The sequence below is a fragment of the Bacillus sp. S2(2024) genome, assembly GCF_050474045.1.
Taxonomy (GTDB): Bacteria; Bacillota; Bacilli; order Bacillales; family Bacillaceae_G; genus Bacillus_A; species Bacillus_A yunxiaonensis.
Genome location: NZ_JBFLUS010000003.1, coordinates 1,642,536 through 1,658,949, shown reverse-complemented (window position 1 = coordinate 1,658,949; position 16,414 = coordinate 1,642,536). Strand labels below are relative to the sequence as shown.

The window sequence follows — 16,414 nt, the reverse complement described above, 5'->3', positions numbered from 1 at the left end:
AAAATTACATCCCCTCACGTTTCAAGCTCATAACAATTTGCCGCTCAACAAATCCCATCTCTTTATACAATTCTTTTGCAAAATTCCCTGCAAACACGTTCAAACGAATTTCTGAGTATCCTAGTTTATAAAGTTCATCAACTGCTGCTCTCATAAGCCGGCGGGAAAGACCTTGTCCACGATAAGAAGGCAACACATACAATTCATAAATGAAACCTATTACTTCTCCAGAAAAATAGTCCTTATTACTTCCAATCAATATCCATCCATTCAAAATATCATCTTGTTTTATAACAAGATAAAATGCTCCGTTTTCTAAAAGCGGTACCGTAATTTCTAGTACTTTCTCTTGGCTACATTTACTCGTCTTCATAGTCCCTTCATATAAAGACTCGGCCGCATGAACTAAAATTTTTTCCGTATCGCTTTCAGTTGCTCTTTGGATCATATGAATCTCTCCCCTGTTAAACATGCAATACCATTCTGAGTGTTTTTAACATATAACCATCAAAGTCTTCCACGAACGCATCTACCACTGCAAACCCCTTTGCATTATAAAATGCTTTCCCTTTTTTATTCTCTGTTTCTACGTTAATATATATCTTCTTAATACCTTCTAATGTTGTAATTCCTTTACGCAACAACGCTGTTCCCATACCACTACCTTGATATTCAGGCAATAAATAAATTGCCCCTAACTCCGTTTCATATTGATGCTTTATCGGTGAAAAATTTGCAAATCCAACAACTTTCCCGTCCACTTCTCCTACAAATAAGTGTGAATGTTGTAAACGGCGGCTCATCATATCATGAGAATAAGCATGCTGTAAAAACTTCTCTTGCACCGGTACCGGAATAATGTCTTTATATGTATCATTCCAAGAAGTCTTGGCCACATGTTGTACAGATGGAATATCTTCTTCTTTCATTTCACGAATGACAAAATTCATAAAGACTCCCCCAATCTATACTCTGCTAATATGTTACACTTCACACACATTCCGTCTTCATATACGACTTGAATTAATTTAATACAATCTACTACCGCTCTCATCGCTTCAAAGTTCTCGCATACATGTTGAAAAGCTTTTCCTAATTGTATTTCCGTTAGTCTACTTGCTACTGTACAATGCGGAACCCATTTATCTGGTACATAATAGGAATCTGTATTATCTTGAAAACAACTAAAATATTCATGATAGTTTGTATGAAACTGTTTCAGGTTTGTTGTCGTCGTCGGTGCATAAAACACCGTTCCATTTGCCGGGAAACTCCCTATATGAGAAAATTCACTTTCAATAGCTTTCATACGCTTTGAAAAGTGATGCAGCTCTTGCTTAAATGTCTGAACATCAAGCTGCTTATAATCTGCTAATGTAATATGCGGTTCCATTCCTTCAATATTGTTTATATAAGGTGACAAATCACTTAATTCACCCCACTTCTTATATATGTGTGTTGTAAATATTTCATCAAACGTTACAATAACTGCGTACAAACTGCTCATCTCCTCGTTGCTTTCATTTCTTCCCATTCCTCACGGATCATCCCCATCCGAATCGAATCGTAATACTCTCCATTATAATAACGGCATTTTCTCATTCTTCCTTCTAATTGCATGCCAAGCTTCTCAGCAACTTTCATCATGCGGCTATTTCCTGACCATGTTGTCAAACCTATTCTTCCAATCGTCATATGTTGGAATAGCAAGTCAATGTACATACGTAAAGCTTCTGTACCATAACCTCCATTCCAATATGTTGGATTGTAAATAGTAATGCCCATTTCTAACCAACGTGAAGGCTCATGCTCCCAGTAATACGTTACGATCCCTATGATTTCACTATCTTTTTCGATGATGAGCTGTGAATACGGGTCTTTCTCAAGCTTAGAATGTATTCTTTCCTGAAATACCGAAAATTCTTGTCTTACAAAAGGAAAATACGGTGCGTCCCACCTTTTCCATTCTGGTTTTTCCTCTTTATATATTTCTTGCCAAAGCGGAAATAAATCCTCTTCTTCTATCATTCTAATAGCTATTTTTTCCCCTTTTACATAAAATTGTTTCATAACTGCCTCCTATGCTTGCTTTCTCATCCTTCAATTACCATGTAGCAATATACTGTGTAATCTGAACTATCAAAGATAGTACGAGACACCCTTGTCTATCATGAAAGGAACTAAAAAGATACTATATTTCTTTACTAGTTCTATCAATTATAATATTTTTTCTGAAAAATCAAAACAAATAGATATATTTTGTATAATATTGTAAAAATATTTTTTGGAGGTTTTCTATGTTAAGGAAAATTGTGAGGGGGAAATTTCATGTTCAAACGAAATAGCCCAAATATATATATTAAAAAGCTCTAGCTGGATGAGAAAAATGTTGAACCGACTGATAGAAAACACCTTTACACTTTAATCTACACAAATATTGATGTCCCTATAGGAAAAGTTAGCTTTGGTAGATATGATTTAAATACAAAAACTGCAGAATTTAATATCAAAATTTAGTACAAACATCGTGGAATTAGGTATGCAAAAGAAGGAATGTGTTTATTTTTAGAATATTACTTTAAAGAGTTTAACGGAGAGATTATGATAGATCTTATTGCAAAAAACAACATTTCTGGCCAACAAGTTTTACAAAATTTTGGATTCCGTCATATAGCAACAACTGGTAATGCTTATGTAGTACAAATGAAAAAAGAAGACTTTAAAGTAAAACATACTCTTTGTATAAAATAAAGCAGAAGATTATCCTCTGCCTTATTTTATTTCCTTATGAAATGCATAACTCACCTTTTCATATCCTTCTCTTTCATAAAAACGGTGCGCATCTATTCTTGGAAATGCTGAAGTTAATACGACACAAGTACAATCATTCTCTTTCCCCCACTCCTCAATATACGATAGTATTTTTTCTCCATGTCCTTTTGAACGATGTGCTTCCGCTGTAACAAGATCATATACAAAGACATGTTTCTTATTATAAAAATTTGTACAAATTGCCGTTCCTGCTAAACTCACTACTTCTCCCTCACTATTATATAAAGCAAATAAACGATAATTTTCTTCTCTCATTCTTCCTAAAAGAGAAAATGCTTCTTCTTGAGAAAGTGTGAGCCTCAACTGCTGTAATACCGTTAACACCTCACAAAATTCTTGTTCTGTTTTTACCTCTTGTACACGTGTATTCATATTCTTTCCCTCCAATTATTTATAAAAAATTCAAAATGTTTTATGATTGTTATTATAAAAAGCTCATGCCCCTTTTGTAAGTGACAGTTTTATTCTTTTTTACAGGGGCAGTTTGAAAGGAAGATGCCAATGGAATTGATCATCCCATTAGATTCAGAAAGTAAAATACCGCTTTACATACAAATTTATAACCATATCAAACAAGAAATCTTACAAGGAAATATTGAGATTGGTAGTCGTCTTCCATCTCACCGTAATTTATCTTTGCAGCTTGGTGTAAGCCGTAATACAGTGGAATATGCATATCAGCAATTAATAGCTGAAGGGTATGTAGAAAGCAAACAAAAACGAGGTTTATTTGTTGCTGACGCAGATTACGATATGATCCAAACAACAAACAATAAAAATATTACATATGAAGAGCACCCTGTTCAAGAGAATTTACGTTATGATTTCAGTCATGGAAGCATTGATATACCCTCTTTTCCATCGTCAACTTGGAAAAAGATAACTAGTAATTGCCTCCTAGAATATGAGAATGATTTATTTACAAAAGAAAATCCTCAAGGTGAATGGCAGCTTCGCTCTGAAATCTCTCGTTATCTCTATCAAGCCCGTGGTGTGCATTCTACTCCAGAACAAATTATCATTGGAGCAGGTACACAATCTCTTCTTTGGTTACTTTTGCAATTGCTTGGGAGCGAGTACACATATGCAATGGAAAATCCAGGTTTTCACAGAGTAAGAGCTGTCATGCAAAGCTGCGGATTACATATACAGCCCATTTCTTTAGATGAAAAAGGCATTCATATTTCCTCTTTATCTAAAAGTGGTGCTGATGTTGTATATGTAACACCTTCTCATCAATTTCCATACGGAATGATTATGCCACTTTCCCGTCGAATGGAGCTGCTAAAATGGGCTAGTGAAACTGATAGCTATATTATAGAAGATGATTATGACGGTGAATTTCGTTACACAGGAAAACCTATCCCTTCCTTACAAGGATTAGATACAAATGGACGTGTCATTTACATGGGAACATTTTCAAAGTCATTTTTGCCTTCACTCCGAATGAGTTATATGGTTCTTCCACAATCTTTGCTAAAAGCTTATCAACACAATGGCACCATCTTCAAACAAACTGTCTCAAAAATACAACAACTCACGTTTGCAACATTTATGAGAGAAGGTTATTGGAATCGACACTTGAACCGAATTCGCACTGTATATAAAAAAAAACATCAATTATTAGTACATACAATTCAACAAGAAATGAGCCCTCTCGTCGATATCATAGGTTCCCAGTCGGGACTTCATATTGTATTACATGTTCATAACGGAATGAATGAACATGAGCTTATTGATATGGCAGCTGAAAAAGGCGTCAAAGTATATCCTCTTTCTCTATATGATGCAGTAAATGATTTACAGAAGGAATCTTACGTATTGATGGGATTTGGTGGATTATCAACAAACGATATTACCTTTGCCATCCAATTATTGAAGAAAGCTTGGTTTTAGGTAACATATACAAAAAGTGCTGTAAACAATATATTTTCCTGTTTACAGCACTTTTTTATTTCTTATTATCTTAAAATAAATGTTTACTTTTCAATAATCTAACGCACTGACTGGCTGAGATTGATGAGAAAGTTGAGCACATTCATGAAAAGCAAAATGTTTACAACCTATACATTTTTTTGTATCCAACTGTTCTAAAGCATAAGTAATAGCTTCCCCTGTATGTTCAAAAAAGTTTTTTTCTCCAATTTCAGCATACAATCCGTTTTTATCTAAAGTTGCTTTTAACTCAGATTTAATTCCCGAAACAAGAAGTACTCCACCTTGTTTTTTAAAATGATGAACAATATTCCTAAAATAGGATTCTCCTGTTGTATCAATAAAAGGAACCTTTCCCATACGTAAAATTAATACTTTTGGTTTATAATGAATAGTTGCTAAAATGTTTTGTTCAAACGTTTGAGCAGCTCCAAAGAATAACGGACCTTCTATTGTATAAATACTAATTTGCGGGCAGTCATGCGTTTTATTCACCACATGTGGCAGCAACTTTTCGTTCTTTCTTGTATGATCAGGAAGCACTTTAGATATAACAAGCATGTTACTCATACGTTTTGTAAATAAAATAATAGCTAAAATAAGACCGATTTCTACAGCTGTTGTCAAACTTGTAAACACAGTAAACAAAAATGTTACAAGTAGTACAAGAGAATCTCCTGTTTTCATTTTAAGGATGTGAGCAAAATGTTTTTGTTCACTCATATTCCAAGCTACTACCATTAAAATGGGCCCCATACTAGCCAGTGGAATATGTGAAGCAGATGGAGCTAACAGTAAAAGCGTTAGTAAAACAAGTACCCCATGAATAATACCTGACATAGGAGAAGTAGCCCCACTTCTAATGTTAGTTGCTGTTCGGGCAATCGCTCCAGTTGCCGGAATTCCTCCAAATAACGGTGTAACAATATTAGCAATTCCTTGACCGATAAGCTCTTTGTTGCTGTTATGCTTACTATTTGTCATACCATCTGCCACGACAGCGGATAAAAGAGATTCAATACTACCCAACATTGCAATAACAAATGCAGGACCAATTAACTGTTTTATACGATCCAATGTGATTTCTGGAATATGGAACTGAGGAAGTGTATTCGGAATCGCACCATATGCTGTACCGATCGTAGGTACATGACCCGAGAAAAATACCGTTGCAATTACAGTTGAAATAACAATACCTACTAATGAGCCAGGAACTTTGGGCAAAATTTTTGGTGTTATCAATATCACAAAAAGGCAAATCAAAGCAGTTATAATACTATAAAAATTGATGGTATCAATATGGATAAAGATTTCCTTCAAATTTGCTATAAATGCCTCATGCTTTTTTATACCTGTCAGCCCCAAAAAGCCAGCAATTTGTCCCGTAAAAATAGTAACAGCAATACCTGATGTAAAACCAACTGTTACAGGACGTGGAATAAACTTAATTAAAGATCCTAGTTTAAAAATCCCCATAAGGCATAAGAGTATTCCAGCTAATAAACCCGCCAGTAGTAAATTTTCATATCCATAAGTAATTACAATGCCTAATAGAATCGGAACAAAAGCACCTGTCGGTCCTCCAATTTGATGCTTCGAACCACCAAATAGCGAAGTGAGAATCCCAGCAATACATGTTGTATAAATCCCATACTCTGGTTTCACCCCAGAAGCGATAGCAAAAGACATAGCAAGTGGAATCGCAACAACCCCGACAATCGTTCCTGAAAGAAGATCCTTTTGGAAATGTCCCAATGAGTATCCTTCAAATCTTCCCGTAAATAACCCTTTCATACAAACCCTTCTTTTCTATTTTTAATAAATTTGAATTGCAAACTTTATCTTTTTTTAGAGAACATCAACTTAATATTTACTATAAGTTCTGTTCAAATGACGTTCTAACTTACCTATATCTCCGCCTTCTTGCACGTAGATTTTCAACCTTTCTGCTAGAAGTTCTCCATCTCGGCTATCTAGCTTCTGTGTATTTATAAGTGCTGTAACCGATACCTTCTCTGGCGTCATATCTCTACGAAACATCTGCCCTGGAATTTCGCTCCAAAAACGATTCCATTCATCCAGTAATCCTATTTGATCAAATAAAAAACTTTGAAATCCGCATAACCAAGCTGTACAGGCTGTATTCCTTTTTTGACATCCAACCCCATCTTGTAAATGTTGGCACGAAAAACAACAAGAATTCCCACTTTTAATACAAACATCACAAACGTGATGAGCTCCTATTGAACGAAATATTTCAATTCCGTGTTGGATAACAACTTCTTTCTTAACCTCAATACTCAACCTGTGTCTCCTTGTCTATAGTTTCACCGTCAGTTTCATCCAGTTCTTCTAACATTGAAATCGTATCAATCAAATGGTTATTAAAAATTTTCCTTGCAACTTCTAATAAATTCATAATCATTGGATCACGAAGAGAATATAAAACTCGTTTTCCATCTTTGGTACCAACAACAATATTTTTTGCACGTAATACACTTAACTGCTGAGAAACCGCGGAACCTTCCTTGTTAAGAATACTTTGAATTTCATTTACACTTTTTTCCCCCTCTGACAGCAATTCGAGAATACGAATTCGCAAGGGATGTGATAAGGCTTTAAAAAAATCAGCCTTAAATTGTTGCATTTCCCCACCCATTCAAACACCTCCATTACTTATTATTAATTTTACATACCCTAGAAGTATCATATACATCTTCAAATGTTTGAATATGTATATGATACTTCTAGGGTTTACAATTTTCAATACAAATCTTGAAACGTTAATAAAAAATCAAAAAAAGTGCTGTAAACGATATATTCCATCTGTTTACAACACCTTTTTGATTCTGACCCATCACTCATTCACCTAAAATATCCCTATTTTCCCTAAAAATATTATATAATAAATTTGAATGAATTTTTCGAAAAAGGAGTCTATATACGATATGATGCTACAAACGATGTTTTCTTCCCCTATTTTATATATAGAAGAATTACATCCTGGCTACGAAGACCATGCAAGCGATGTATGGCTTGTAAAAACAAAAGATGAAGAAGTCATCGTTCGTTCTTCTAAATTAGAAAAAGAACCAAATAATGATTTTTGGTGGGGATGTAAACAATTATTCGGAATTGACCCACGATCTGTTCATAATCTAGAAATTGTCAATCATACACTCGGGCAATATACAGCTCTTCCTATTCCTAAAGTGTTACGCAAGTATGTACTAGATCGTGAGTACATTGTCGTTGAAAAACTAGAAGGACAAATGCTGCAATCCTTCTTCAATCAGCCTGACTCTTTACTATATAACTTTGGAAAAGAATTAGCTGAAATTCATCAATACAAAACAAACTATGTCGGTAATCCATCTAGAACACATCAAATTCCATTACGTAGCTTTCATCAATATATGATACAAACTGGCACAGAACTTATAGAGCGATTTCACTCACATAATCAAAAAATTCGTAACAGGTTAAAAAAATTCATTTCTCAAACTGCGTCTCTTCCTACCCCAGAAGAAGCATCATTCATTCTTATCGATATGGATCCAACACAATTTTTAACAGATGGGCAAAAAGTTACCGGACTTGTAGATACAGAAGCTTACGCTATTGGACCGCGAGAATTTGATTGGATTGGATTAGAATATTTATTTACAAAAACAGAAGCCGCAGCATTTCGAAAAGGCTATGAGACTATCTCCTCTCTTCCAAGCCTGACACAATGCAGAGAACCATATCGATATTTATATCGTTTACTTTCTGTTCAAGGAAATGTGGACTTAGACGAGTGGATGGAACACCCATCTTTCTTTTAATTATTAAATAACACAATATAAGGAGGAGAATACAATATGCAAATTCAAAACAAATGGAGTCAAGAAGACAGCGATTATATTAGAAAACAATTAATCGCATTCAATCATTCACAAGTTTCAGGTAGTGAGAAATCACTTGTTAAAGATGTCTGTTTAACACTAAAAAATGATAATGAAGAAATAGTAGCTGGCTTAACAGGGGGCATATTTTGGGAATGCTTACACGTCAATATTTTATGGGTCAGTGATAGTCTGCGCCATAAAGGCTATGGCAGTAAACTCCTATTAGAAGCCGAACAAATAGCGAAAGAAAACCATTGTAATCTTATTAAACTTGATACATTTAGCTTTCAAGCACCGGCATTTTACAAAAAACATGGCTATGAAGTATATGGTGTTATAGAAGATTTCCCGAAAGGGCATACACACTATTACTTACAGAAAAGATTAATAGTATGAAATGGAGAGTGATTCTTTGACGATTAAAAAAAAGAGTATATTAACCTCAGAAGACATACAACAAATCATCGATTTAGCAACATACTGTGAACGTAACGATGGGCTGGAGTATAAGCCCTCTTTATATGTAGATGTACTCCAAACAAGAAATAAAGATCAGGTGAATGATTTTCTTTATTACCAAGACGACAAATTAGTTGGTTTTATAAGTATGTATGAATTTGAAAGACCTACTAAACTTGAATTAATAGGAATGGTCCATCCTTCATTTCGAAGGCAAAAAGTATGTAGTAACCTTCTAAATGCAGCTTTTGACGAAATAAAAAATCGCAACATCAATGACCTATTATTCATAGTAAATGCCGTTTCTACAAGTGGAAACGCCTTTGCTAAATCTTTTGGATTACAAATTTTGTTTAGTGAATACTCTATGCAATTCAAAAGAAATTCAACTTCTTTTATAAATAAAAAAAATACAATTCACCTTGTACCAGCTACTACTGAGGAATTGCCGAATATTGCTAAAATTGCAAGTAAAGCTTTTAACGATTCCTTGCAAGATAATATAACATGGTTACATAAGACAATATCAGCACCTAACCGTCAACTTTATATGGCTCTTTTCAATCAGGAGGTAGTAGGAACGATAACCATTTCTCATGAAGAAGAGGTCACATCTATCTCCGGCTTTGCTGTAGATCCTTCTTATCAAGGTAGAGGAATTGGAACAAACATGTTACAAACTACTGTACAGCGATTATTAGAAGAAGGAAAAAGAAACATTACACTAGAGGTAGAAACAAAAAATGAGAATGCTTTGCAACTCTATAAGCACTGTGGTTTTGAAATTACTGCAAGCTATCATTACTATGATTTGATTAACAAATAGTTCAGAAGTAACCATTTTCAGTTACATAAAAAAGAAGAATGCATAACTTTTATTTAGATTCAAAAAATTTGAATCTATCTTTGTTTCACCATAAATATATAATAATGTTACACATTATATAAAGAAAAAAGAGGATAGATACAAGAAGGAAAATTCTGTATATTCTATCCTTTTTTTGTACCACAAATATTTTCATTTCCTACAACATTTTTATTGATGTTCGCGAATAATAAAGTTGTGAAAAATATAATACAATGAAACTCTTTAAAAATGCAGAGCATATAGGCTGTGTTATAGATTGAAAATACTTGAAATAGTCAGGTTTAGTGCCTTTTCGGACAGGGAATTGTGCTGTATCATGGAAGATATGTACCTTTCCGTTTTTAATTGGGAGTTTGTTTCCTTCCCCCCTGCTAAAAAGAAAGGTGTTATGTGTCAATAAGGGAAATGTCCCAACAGAGAATATGGCACCGACACAGACAAGGGCTAAAAATAATTTTCAAGGTACGAAAGTTGAGTAACTTAGTTTAGATAACCTTTTCAGCAAATTTCTAATTTAAGGAGTACCGGGAATGAGAGAACGCATTATAAAAGCTTTTATTGAAGAAATTCATGATAAAGGCATGAAGTTCACAATGGATGATTTAGCGAAACGCATTGGTGTAAACAAACGATACCTTTATCAACATTTTTCTTCGAAAGTTGAAATTTTAGAATTAATCATTGATCAATCGTTATCGGAATTCGATGAAAAAACAGAACAAATTATGAATAATACATCTTTAAGCCTCATTGAAAAAATCAGACAAATTTGTACTGTGTTGCCCAATTTTGAGTTTTACGACTTCAAAGTGTTGGAACAAATGAAGCGCTATTACCCGGAGCAATGGACAAAAGTGAATGACGCTTTGAGCGAGTGGGAAGCCCTGCGCTTGTTACTCGAAGAAGGTATACAGCAGGGTGAACTCATTGACATCAATCCAACACTCGCTGTGAAGCTGATCATAGATGCTACAAATTCTGTCTTTGATCGAAATTTTTATATGGAAAATAATATTACCTTACCAGAAGCCCTCTCATCTATCGTAGACGTATTATTGTTCGGCTTAGTCAAAAATAAATCATAATAGTGGACTAATTAAAAAACGAAAAAAGAACGTTTGTTCTTTTTTCGTTTTTTCTTTATAAAGTGGCCTTCTTGTGTCTCGCTTACCATTCTTTTTCTTGTAATAGCGATATAAGCTGGGATGAGCTTATATGCAATGCCTGTAAAAAACAGCATTACTCGGGATAACAATGTCGGCTTTTGATTTATATTCATTAGAAAACACCTTATAATTTTTATAATATTCTGAATTTTATCCGCGTAAAGTAAGCTACAATCGCATATGATGCAAGATTAGATACGGCGCTGTTTATCATAAACCAGGCAAAGTATACGGCTGTGATAATCAGATGCACTCCTAATTTCACATTATTTCAAATTGATCTCATGGTTCATTTTATAATTCTTTTTCAAAAATTCTGGGCAATCCCATTCACAAACAAGATCTTTAGCCAAAGAAACAACCCAGCCCTTTGTAATATGATACTTCTCACCATCAACAGTAATAAACACCTCACCGTCTGTCACATAAAAAACTTCCTGCTCTTCTACGTGCCAAGTTCCTTTATTAGGTTCGCCTATCCATGGCTCCCAAGTGTTCACACTTAACCTTTGTGCTTCTTCAGCTGTAAGTTTTTTTGCAAAAAACATTATCTTCGTCCCTCTTTCTTGTAAATAATTTTGAAAGATTAATTGATATCAGTATGCTTACGTTACTTTTGTTTTCTTTAAACGTTTCAACTCTTTTTGAAGGAAATAAATCGCAATCAAAACACCTGGAATTTCGGCAGCTGGAGCGGAATACCAAATACCATCAACTCCCCAGTATTTTGGGAAAATAAACATAAACGGGAATGAAAAAAACAACATTTTGCTCACATTAATAAACGTTGCGGACCAGTTTTTCTCTTGTGATTCAAAATAACCGGCGATAAGCAAGCTAATGGCATTTAATGTAAACATGCAATTAAATACAATCGTCGTCCAGATTCCTAACTTCTGTAAATCCGGATTACCTCCAGAGAAAAATGACATAATTGGATCTGCAAAAGCGATTAATAAAGCTGTCACAAGCAAAAAGAGGGCGACCGTAAAAATGAGCGCAATTTTAATTGCTTGTTTAACACGGTCAAGATTGCCCGCACCGTAATTATAACTAATAATCGGTTGAAGTCCTGTCATCCCACCGAGCGCTACTAAGGCGAGCAGATTTGTAATGTAACCGTTTTGAACAGTAAAAGCGGCAACGTGCAGCCCACCACCATAGTTTTGCAGTAAGTTATTAAAGAAAATAATAGAAAAAAACATCATGAGCTGACTCGAAAAAGATGCAAAGCCCGTCCAAACCACCTCACCAATTGTCTTGAGATTAATCATCATATCTTTCACTTTTGGCTTAAGTTTTGTTTTACCGAACCAAAAATAAAAGATGAGTAAAACAGGGACCGATTGTGCAATTGTATTCGCCCACGAAGAGCCCATCATCCCCATGTCATATTTCACTACCATAATCCATTCTGTAATTCCGGCAACAACCGCCGCAACTAACCAACTGTTCATTGATAATACAGGTTTTTCATCGATATTGGTTAAAATACTTAATACAACCGCCAATATCGTTATTGGCAATGAAATCCACAATAGTCGGCTATATTTCACCGCATTTGGAAGTGAATCCTGACTTGCTCCGAATAAGATCATGATTTGATTTTCAAAGACCAATCCAAGTACCGCTAGCAAAATGGAGAAGAAAAAAGTAAACCATAAAGTTTGTCCCATAATACTCCTAGCTTCTTCGATTTTCCCTTTTCCAAGTCGAAGTGAAATGACCGCTCCAGCTCCAATGCCAAAAAGAACGCCTAGCATACGGGTAATAACCGTGACCGTAAATCCAATTCCGATCCCTTCGATTTCCAGCTCCTGAAAGCCGCTGACGAAATAGCCATCGACAACCGCTACCACTCCAAGAATTGCATTCGCCATAATTCCTGCCAAAGCAAACCGTAAATATAGCAATGGAATACTTTTGGTTCCCAGTGCTGAATCAGTTACTGACTTATTCATAATTTCTGCTGTTTCTTTCTTCGGTGAGGGACGGTTTCCTGCTATTTCCATACTCATGCCCTCCTAAAAATAGTTTATACAGCAAGTTAATCCAAATTAATTTGCATACCAACCTACAGGATTAGCATGCTGGTGAATATTGATTTGCTTCATTTCCATAAAGTGCTCCAGCCCAGCAGTACCTAAAGCTCTGCCGATTCCACTTTGCTTATATCCCCCCCAAGGCCCTTCAACATAAGCGAGGTGATAACTATTAATCCAAGTAATTCCTGCGCGCAATTTACTAATAACACGTTTTGCTCGATCCATGTCTTCAGTAAATACAGCACCAGCTAATCCATAAATGGAATCATTCGCTTTTTGAATTGCATCTTCCTCATCTTTAAATTTCTGTACAACAAGGACTGGACCAAAAATCTCTTCTTTAACAATACGCATATTCGTATTTACATCAGCAAAGATCGTTGGTGCAATAAAAAAACCTCGATCAAGCCCATTTTCTGTTAAGCGCTTACCACCACAGACTAATTTTGCACCTTCTTCGATTCCACTCTTGATGTAATCTAAAACGTCATTCATATGAGCCTCGTTTGTGAGGGCTCCCATTTCAATGCTCTCGCTTTCTCCGTTGCCAACGACAATTTTGCTGGCACGCTCGGCCAGTCTTTCAACAAACTTATCGTAAATTGTCTCTTGTACAAGCAGACGGGATGCAGCTGAACAAACTTGCCCAGCATTGTGGAAAATACCGAACATCGCATTCTCGACTGCAGTTTCAAAATCCACATCGTCGAACACAATAAGTGGAGATTTCCCCCCTAGTTCAAGTGTAATTTTTTTCATATTTCCCGCAGCTGCGCGCATAATGCTTTGGCCCGTTTTTGTTCCGCCAGTAAAGGCAATCTTATCAACATCATGGCTCTCGGCAAGCTCATTTCCAACTTTTGATCCAGGTCCCAATACCAAGTTTGCCACTCCGGCCGGAAGCCCGACTTCCTCAATAATTTCAAATAATTTGAATACGCTTACAGGAGTGACCTCCGCAGGCTTAATTACAATTGTATTTCCAGCAGCGAGTGCAGGAGCAATTTGCCAAACAGCTAACATAAGCGGGAAGTTCCAAGGTACAATAAGCCCACAAACACCAATCGGTTCATGAATAATAATTGTTTCCGAAGAATCAGCACGCGTGTAAGATTCTTTTTTCATACCTTTGATCAAGTCAGCATAATAGCGGAAGCATTCAATCGACACCGGAATATCCACATAAGTTGTTGCACGAATCACCTTACCGTTATTTGCAGTTTCCAAACGTGCAATTTCAGCCGCCTTCTCTTCAAGACGGTCTGCAATCTTATAGAGATATTCAGCTCTTTCATCAGCCGATAAATTTGGCCAATCCTCACTGTCAAATGCTTTACGAGCCGCCTTGATTGCCAACTTTGCATCATCTTCTGATCCATCAGCAGACGATGCGATCACCTCTCCAGTCGCAGGATTCATAACATTTCTTCTAGCACCGGATAACGCCTCTACCCATTTCCCATCAATGAACATATTAATTTTCACAATTACCTCTCCTTTACGCGAAAATATCCAGCATTTTGAAACCAATATGCGCTATATTTACAAGCATAGTTTTCTGATTATGGAACGGGAATGATTTCAGGCGTTCCTTTTCGAATCGATATCCACCTGCACTCCCAGTAACGATCCATTGTGCCAATAACTTACCGAATAATGTGGAGAGAGAAGCGCCGTGGCCCGTATAACCTGTTGCGAAATATGCGCCTTCTTTAGATCTGCCAATAACCGGGAATGTATCAATTGTAACCCCGATAAATCCACCCCAACGGTATTCAATTTTGCTTCCTGCCAGTTTCGGCATCAAGTTTACCATGGCATCGTAAACTTTTTGATACACGCCATCATCTAAGTTTGGACGAATATCGCCACCGCCAAATACGATTCGATTATCTGGTGTACGACGGAAATAGTAAAGAAAACTACTTGTATCAAAAACCATGCGATCTTTAGGAATGACAATATTCAACAATGACTCCGGAAGCGGTTCAGTTGCAATAATACGTGCCGAAATTGGCAGTACCCCTTTGTTCAATTCATTTATGATTTTTCCAGAGTAACCATCTGTCGCCACAATAATGTCTTTCGCAATAACAGAACCTTTTTCTGTTTCAACTTTCACACTATGTTGACCGTACTCGATGGATAATACTTTAGAATGCTCAAAGATTCTTGCACCGATCGATTTAGCTGCTTCTCCCAAACCAATTGCATAATTTAGTGGCTGGAACGAGTAACTCGCGTCGTCAACTAAGCAACCATGATAAACTGGGGAATCGATCTCTTGATGCAATTGACTTCGATCAAGCACTCTTGATTCGTACCCGAAATTTTTGTTTAAGTATGCGCTTTCAAGTTTCAATTCTTCAAAATGCTTGGCTTTGTAAGCCGCTACAATGTGACCCGTCTTTCTAAAGTCACAGTTGATTTGATGTTCGTCAATAATTTTTTTTACCAGTTCAATGCCAAACAAGGAGAGATCGTTTAGCTGTCTAGCCTCGTCGGGACCATATTTTTTGGCAAGCTGCTGCATCGTTGGCTTATAGCCTGGCAATACCATCCCACCGTTACGACCGCTGGCGCCGTATCCAATCGTTTCTTGCTCTAAGACAATGACATTCTTTCCTAACTTTTGCAAATGATAAGCAGAGGAAAGACCTGTGAAACCAGCTCCAATAATGACAACATCAGCCTCTTCATTTCCCTCTAGAGTTGTTCCTTTCTCATAGCTATTTGCAGTCGCTTTCCATAGAGAGAGTGTATTCATTTGATTCATTTTATCACTTCCTTCTTCCTGTTTATTTGAAAGAAACATTTTAGTGAGGGATACCGAATGCAAAGGTATACAAAAATTTTTCTACTACTTGATTTATGGGGAATCTTCTATTAGAAATTAAGCGCCATAACTCTTGTAACTAAAAATGTTATTATAGTTACTTGTTAATTATACTGAAAATAAATAATTATTCAACAACTTTTTTAAGTATGGTTCAAGTAATCTATACTTTTCCATACTGATACTATGACTCTAAAAAAAAGACATGGTCAGTATGGAAAAGATTGTTTTTTGCAATATATTTCTCTGCTAAGAGTAATCGCAGTACAAGCTCTTTCTTTGACAGTTTCATATAGTTTAGCTTTGAAATACAATTTGATCAAAAATACCTCACAATCCCAAGTTTTACGATAAATAAAAAGAATCCATTTTGAAAAAGATTG

Annotated in this window: 19 protein-coding genes; 6 read left to right on the top strand and 13 right to left on the bottom strand. The window is 35.8% G+C overall.

Annotated features, from left to right (window positions below; genetic code table 11):
* Positions 1-4: 4 nt before the first annotated feature.
* The 4 genes from AB1284_RS08255 to AB1284_RS08240 are packed head-to-tail and all read right to left on the bottom strand — an operon-like array spanning position 5 to position 2,070.
* Positions 5-448, bottom strand: coding sequence for a GNAT family N-acetyltransferase (locus AB1284_RS08255; protein WP_429750240.1), 444 nt, complete (start codon positions 446-448; stop codon positions 5-7).
* Between the two features lie 16 nt (positions 449-464).
* Positions 465-950: an N-acetyltransferase family protein gene (locus tag AB1284_RS08250; protein ID WP_429750242.1), complete on the bottom strand. Its 486-nt coding sequence runs from the start codon at positions 948-950 to the stop codon at positions 465-467.
* On the bottom strand, positions 947-1,498 hold the full coding sequence (locus AB1284_RS08245) for a 2'-5' RNA ligase family protein (RefSeq protein ID WP_429750243.1): 552 nt from the start codon (positions 1,496-1,498) through the stop codon (positions 947-949). Before AB1284_RS08245 ends, AB1284_RS08250 begins: the two co-directional genes overlap by 4 nt.
* A gap of 5 nt (positions 1,499-1,503) precedes the next feature.
* Positions 1,504-2,070 (bottom strand): GNAT family N-acetyltransferase, encoded by a 567-nt coding sequence (locus AB1284_RS08240; RefSeq protein ID WP_429750245.1) that lies wholly within the window; start codon positions 2,068-2,070, stop codon positions 1,504-1,506.
* Between the two features lie 531 nt (positions 2,071-2,601).
* On the opposite strand from AB1284_RS08240, the gene AB1284_RS08235 reads away from it, so the two are divergent.
* Positions 2,602-2,751, top strand: coding sequence for a hypothetical protein (locus AB1284_RS08235; RefSeq protein WP_429750246.1), 150 nt, complete (start codon positions 2,602-2,604; stop codon positions 2,749-2,751).
* Positions 2,752-2,772: 21 nt separating this feature from the next.
* Here the strand turns inward: AB1284_RS08235 and AB1284_RS08230 are convergent, their stop codons facing one another.
* Positions 2,773-3,204, bottom strand: a complete 432-nt coding sequence (locus tag AB1284_RS08230; RefSeq protein ID WP_429750248.1) for a GNAT family N-acetyltransferase — start codon at positions 3,202-3,204, stop codon at positions 2,773-2,775.
* Between the two features lie 129 nt (positions 3,205-3,333).
* Here AB1284_RS08230 and AB1284_RS08225 point away from each other — a divergent pair, with 129 nt between their 5' ends.
* A complete protein-coding gene (locus tag AB1284_RS08225) occupies positions 3,334-4,728 on the top strand; it encodes a PLP-dependent aminotransferase family protein (RefSeq protein WP_429750249.1) in 1,395 nt (464 codons plus the stop codon).
* A 90-nt stretch (positions 4,729-4,818) separates the two neighbouring features.
* Here AB1284_RS08225 and AB1284_RS08220 read toward each other — a convergent pair whose 3' ends face one another.
* The 3 genes from AB1284_RS08220 to AB1284_RS08210 all read right to left on the bottom strand — a co-directional run bounded on the left by AB1284_RS08220 (position 4,819) and on the right by AB1284_RS08210 (position 7,426).
* Positions 4,819-6,561 (bottom strand): SulP family inorganic anion transporter, encoded by a 1,743-nt coding sequence (locus AB1284_RS08220; protein ID WP_429750250.1) that lies wholly within the window; start codon positions 6,559-6,561, stop codon positions 4,819-4,821.
* A 69-nt stretch (positions 6,562-6,630) separates the two neighbouring features.
* Positions 6,631-7,071 carry a DNA mismatch repair protein gene (locus tag AB1284_RS08215; protein ID WP_429750252.1) on the bottom strand — a complete coding sequence of 147 codons (441 nt, stop codon included), beginning with the start codon at positions 7,069-7,071 and terminating at the stop codon, positions 6,631-6,633.
* Positions 7,061-7,426 carry an ArsR/SmtB family transcription factor gene (locus AB1284_RS08210; protein ID WP_429750254.1) on the bottom strand — a complete coding sequence of 122 codons (366 nt, stop codon included), beginning with the start codon at positions 7,424-7,426 and terminating at the stop codon, positions 7,061-7,063. Before AB1284_RS08210 ends, AB1284_RS08215 begins: the two co-directional genes overlap by 11 nt.
* A gap of 292 nt (positions 7,427-7,718) precedes the next feature.
* Here AB1284_RS08210 and AB1284_RS08205 point away from each other — a divergent pair, with 292 nt between their 5' ends.
* From AB1284_RS08205 to AB1284_RS08190, 4 genes are all read left to right on the top strand, one after another.
* Positions 7,719-8,594 (top strand): phosphotransferase, encoded by an 876-nt coding sequence (locus AB1284_RS08205; RefSeq protein ID WP_429754320.1) that lies wholly within the window; start codon positions 7,719-7,721, stop codon positions 8,592-8,594.
* Positions 8,595-8,630: 36 nt separating this feature from the next.
* Positions 8,631-9,053, top strand: a complete 423-nt coding sequence (locus AB1284_RS08200) for a GNAT family N-acetyltransferase (protein WP_429750256.1) — start codon at positions 8,631-8,633, stop codon at positions 9,051-9,053.
* Positions 9,054-9,069: 16 nt separating this feature from the next.
* Positions 9,070-9,942 (top strand): GNAT family N-acetyltransferase, encoded by an 873-nt coding sequence (locus AB1284_RS08195; RefSeq protein ID WP_429750258.1) that lies wholly within the window; start codon positions 9,070-9,072, stop codon positions 9,940-9,942.
* Between the two features lie 572 nt (positions 9,943-10,514).
* Positions 10,515-11,069 carry a TetR/AcrR family transcriptional regulator gene (locus AB1284_RS08190; protein ID WP_429750260.1) on the top strand — a complete coding sequence of 185 codons (555 nt, stop codon included), beginning with the start codon at positions 10,515-10,517 and terminating at the stop codon, positions 11,067-11,069.
* A gap of 11 nt (positions 11,070-11,080) precedes the next feature.
* Here AB1284_RS08190 and AB1284_RS08185 read toward each other — a convergent pair whose 3' ends face one another.
* The 5 genes from AB1284_RS08185 to AB1284_RS08165 all read right to left on the bottom strand — a co-directional run bounded on the left by AB1284_RS08185 (position 11,081) and on the right by AB1284_RS08165 (position 16,010).
* On the bottom strand, positions 11,081-11,263 hold the full coding sequence (locus AB1284_RS08185) for a hypothetical protein (RefSeq protein ID WP_429750262.1): 183 nt from the start codon (positions 11,261-11,263) through the stop codon (positions 11,081-11,083).
* A gap of 153 nt (positions 11,264-11,416) precedes the next feature.
* Positions 11,417-11,698, bottom strand: a complete 282-nt coding sequence (locus AB1284_RS08180) for a cupin domain-containing protein (protein ID WP_429750264.1) — start codon at positions 11,696-11,698, stop codon at positions 11,417-11,419.
* Positions 11,699-11,755: 57 nt separating this feature from the next.
* Positions 11,756-13,162 (bottom strand): MATE family efflux transporter, encoded by a 1,407-nt coding sequence (locus tag AB1284_RS08175; RefSeq protein WP_429750266.1) that lies wholly within the window; start codon positions 13,160-13,162, stop codon positions 11,756-11,758.
* Between the two features lie 45 nt (positions 13,163-13,207).
* Entirely contained in the window at positions 13,208-14,680 is a 1,473-nt protein-coding gene (locus tag AB1284_RS08170) for an aldehyde dehydrogenase family protein (RefSeq protein WP_429750268.1), read from the bottom strand.
* A gap of 13 nt (positions 14,681-14,693) precedes the next feature.
* Positions 14,694-16,010: an NAD(P)/FAD-dependent oxidoreductase gene (locus tag AB1284_RS08165; RefSeq protein ID WP_429750269.1), complete on the bottom strand. Its 1,317-nt coding sequence runs from the start codon at positions 16,008-16,010 to the stop codon at positions 14,694-14,696.
* Between the last annotated feature and the right edge of the window lie 404 nt (positions 16,011-16,414).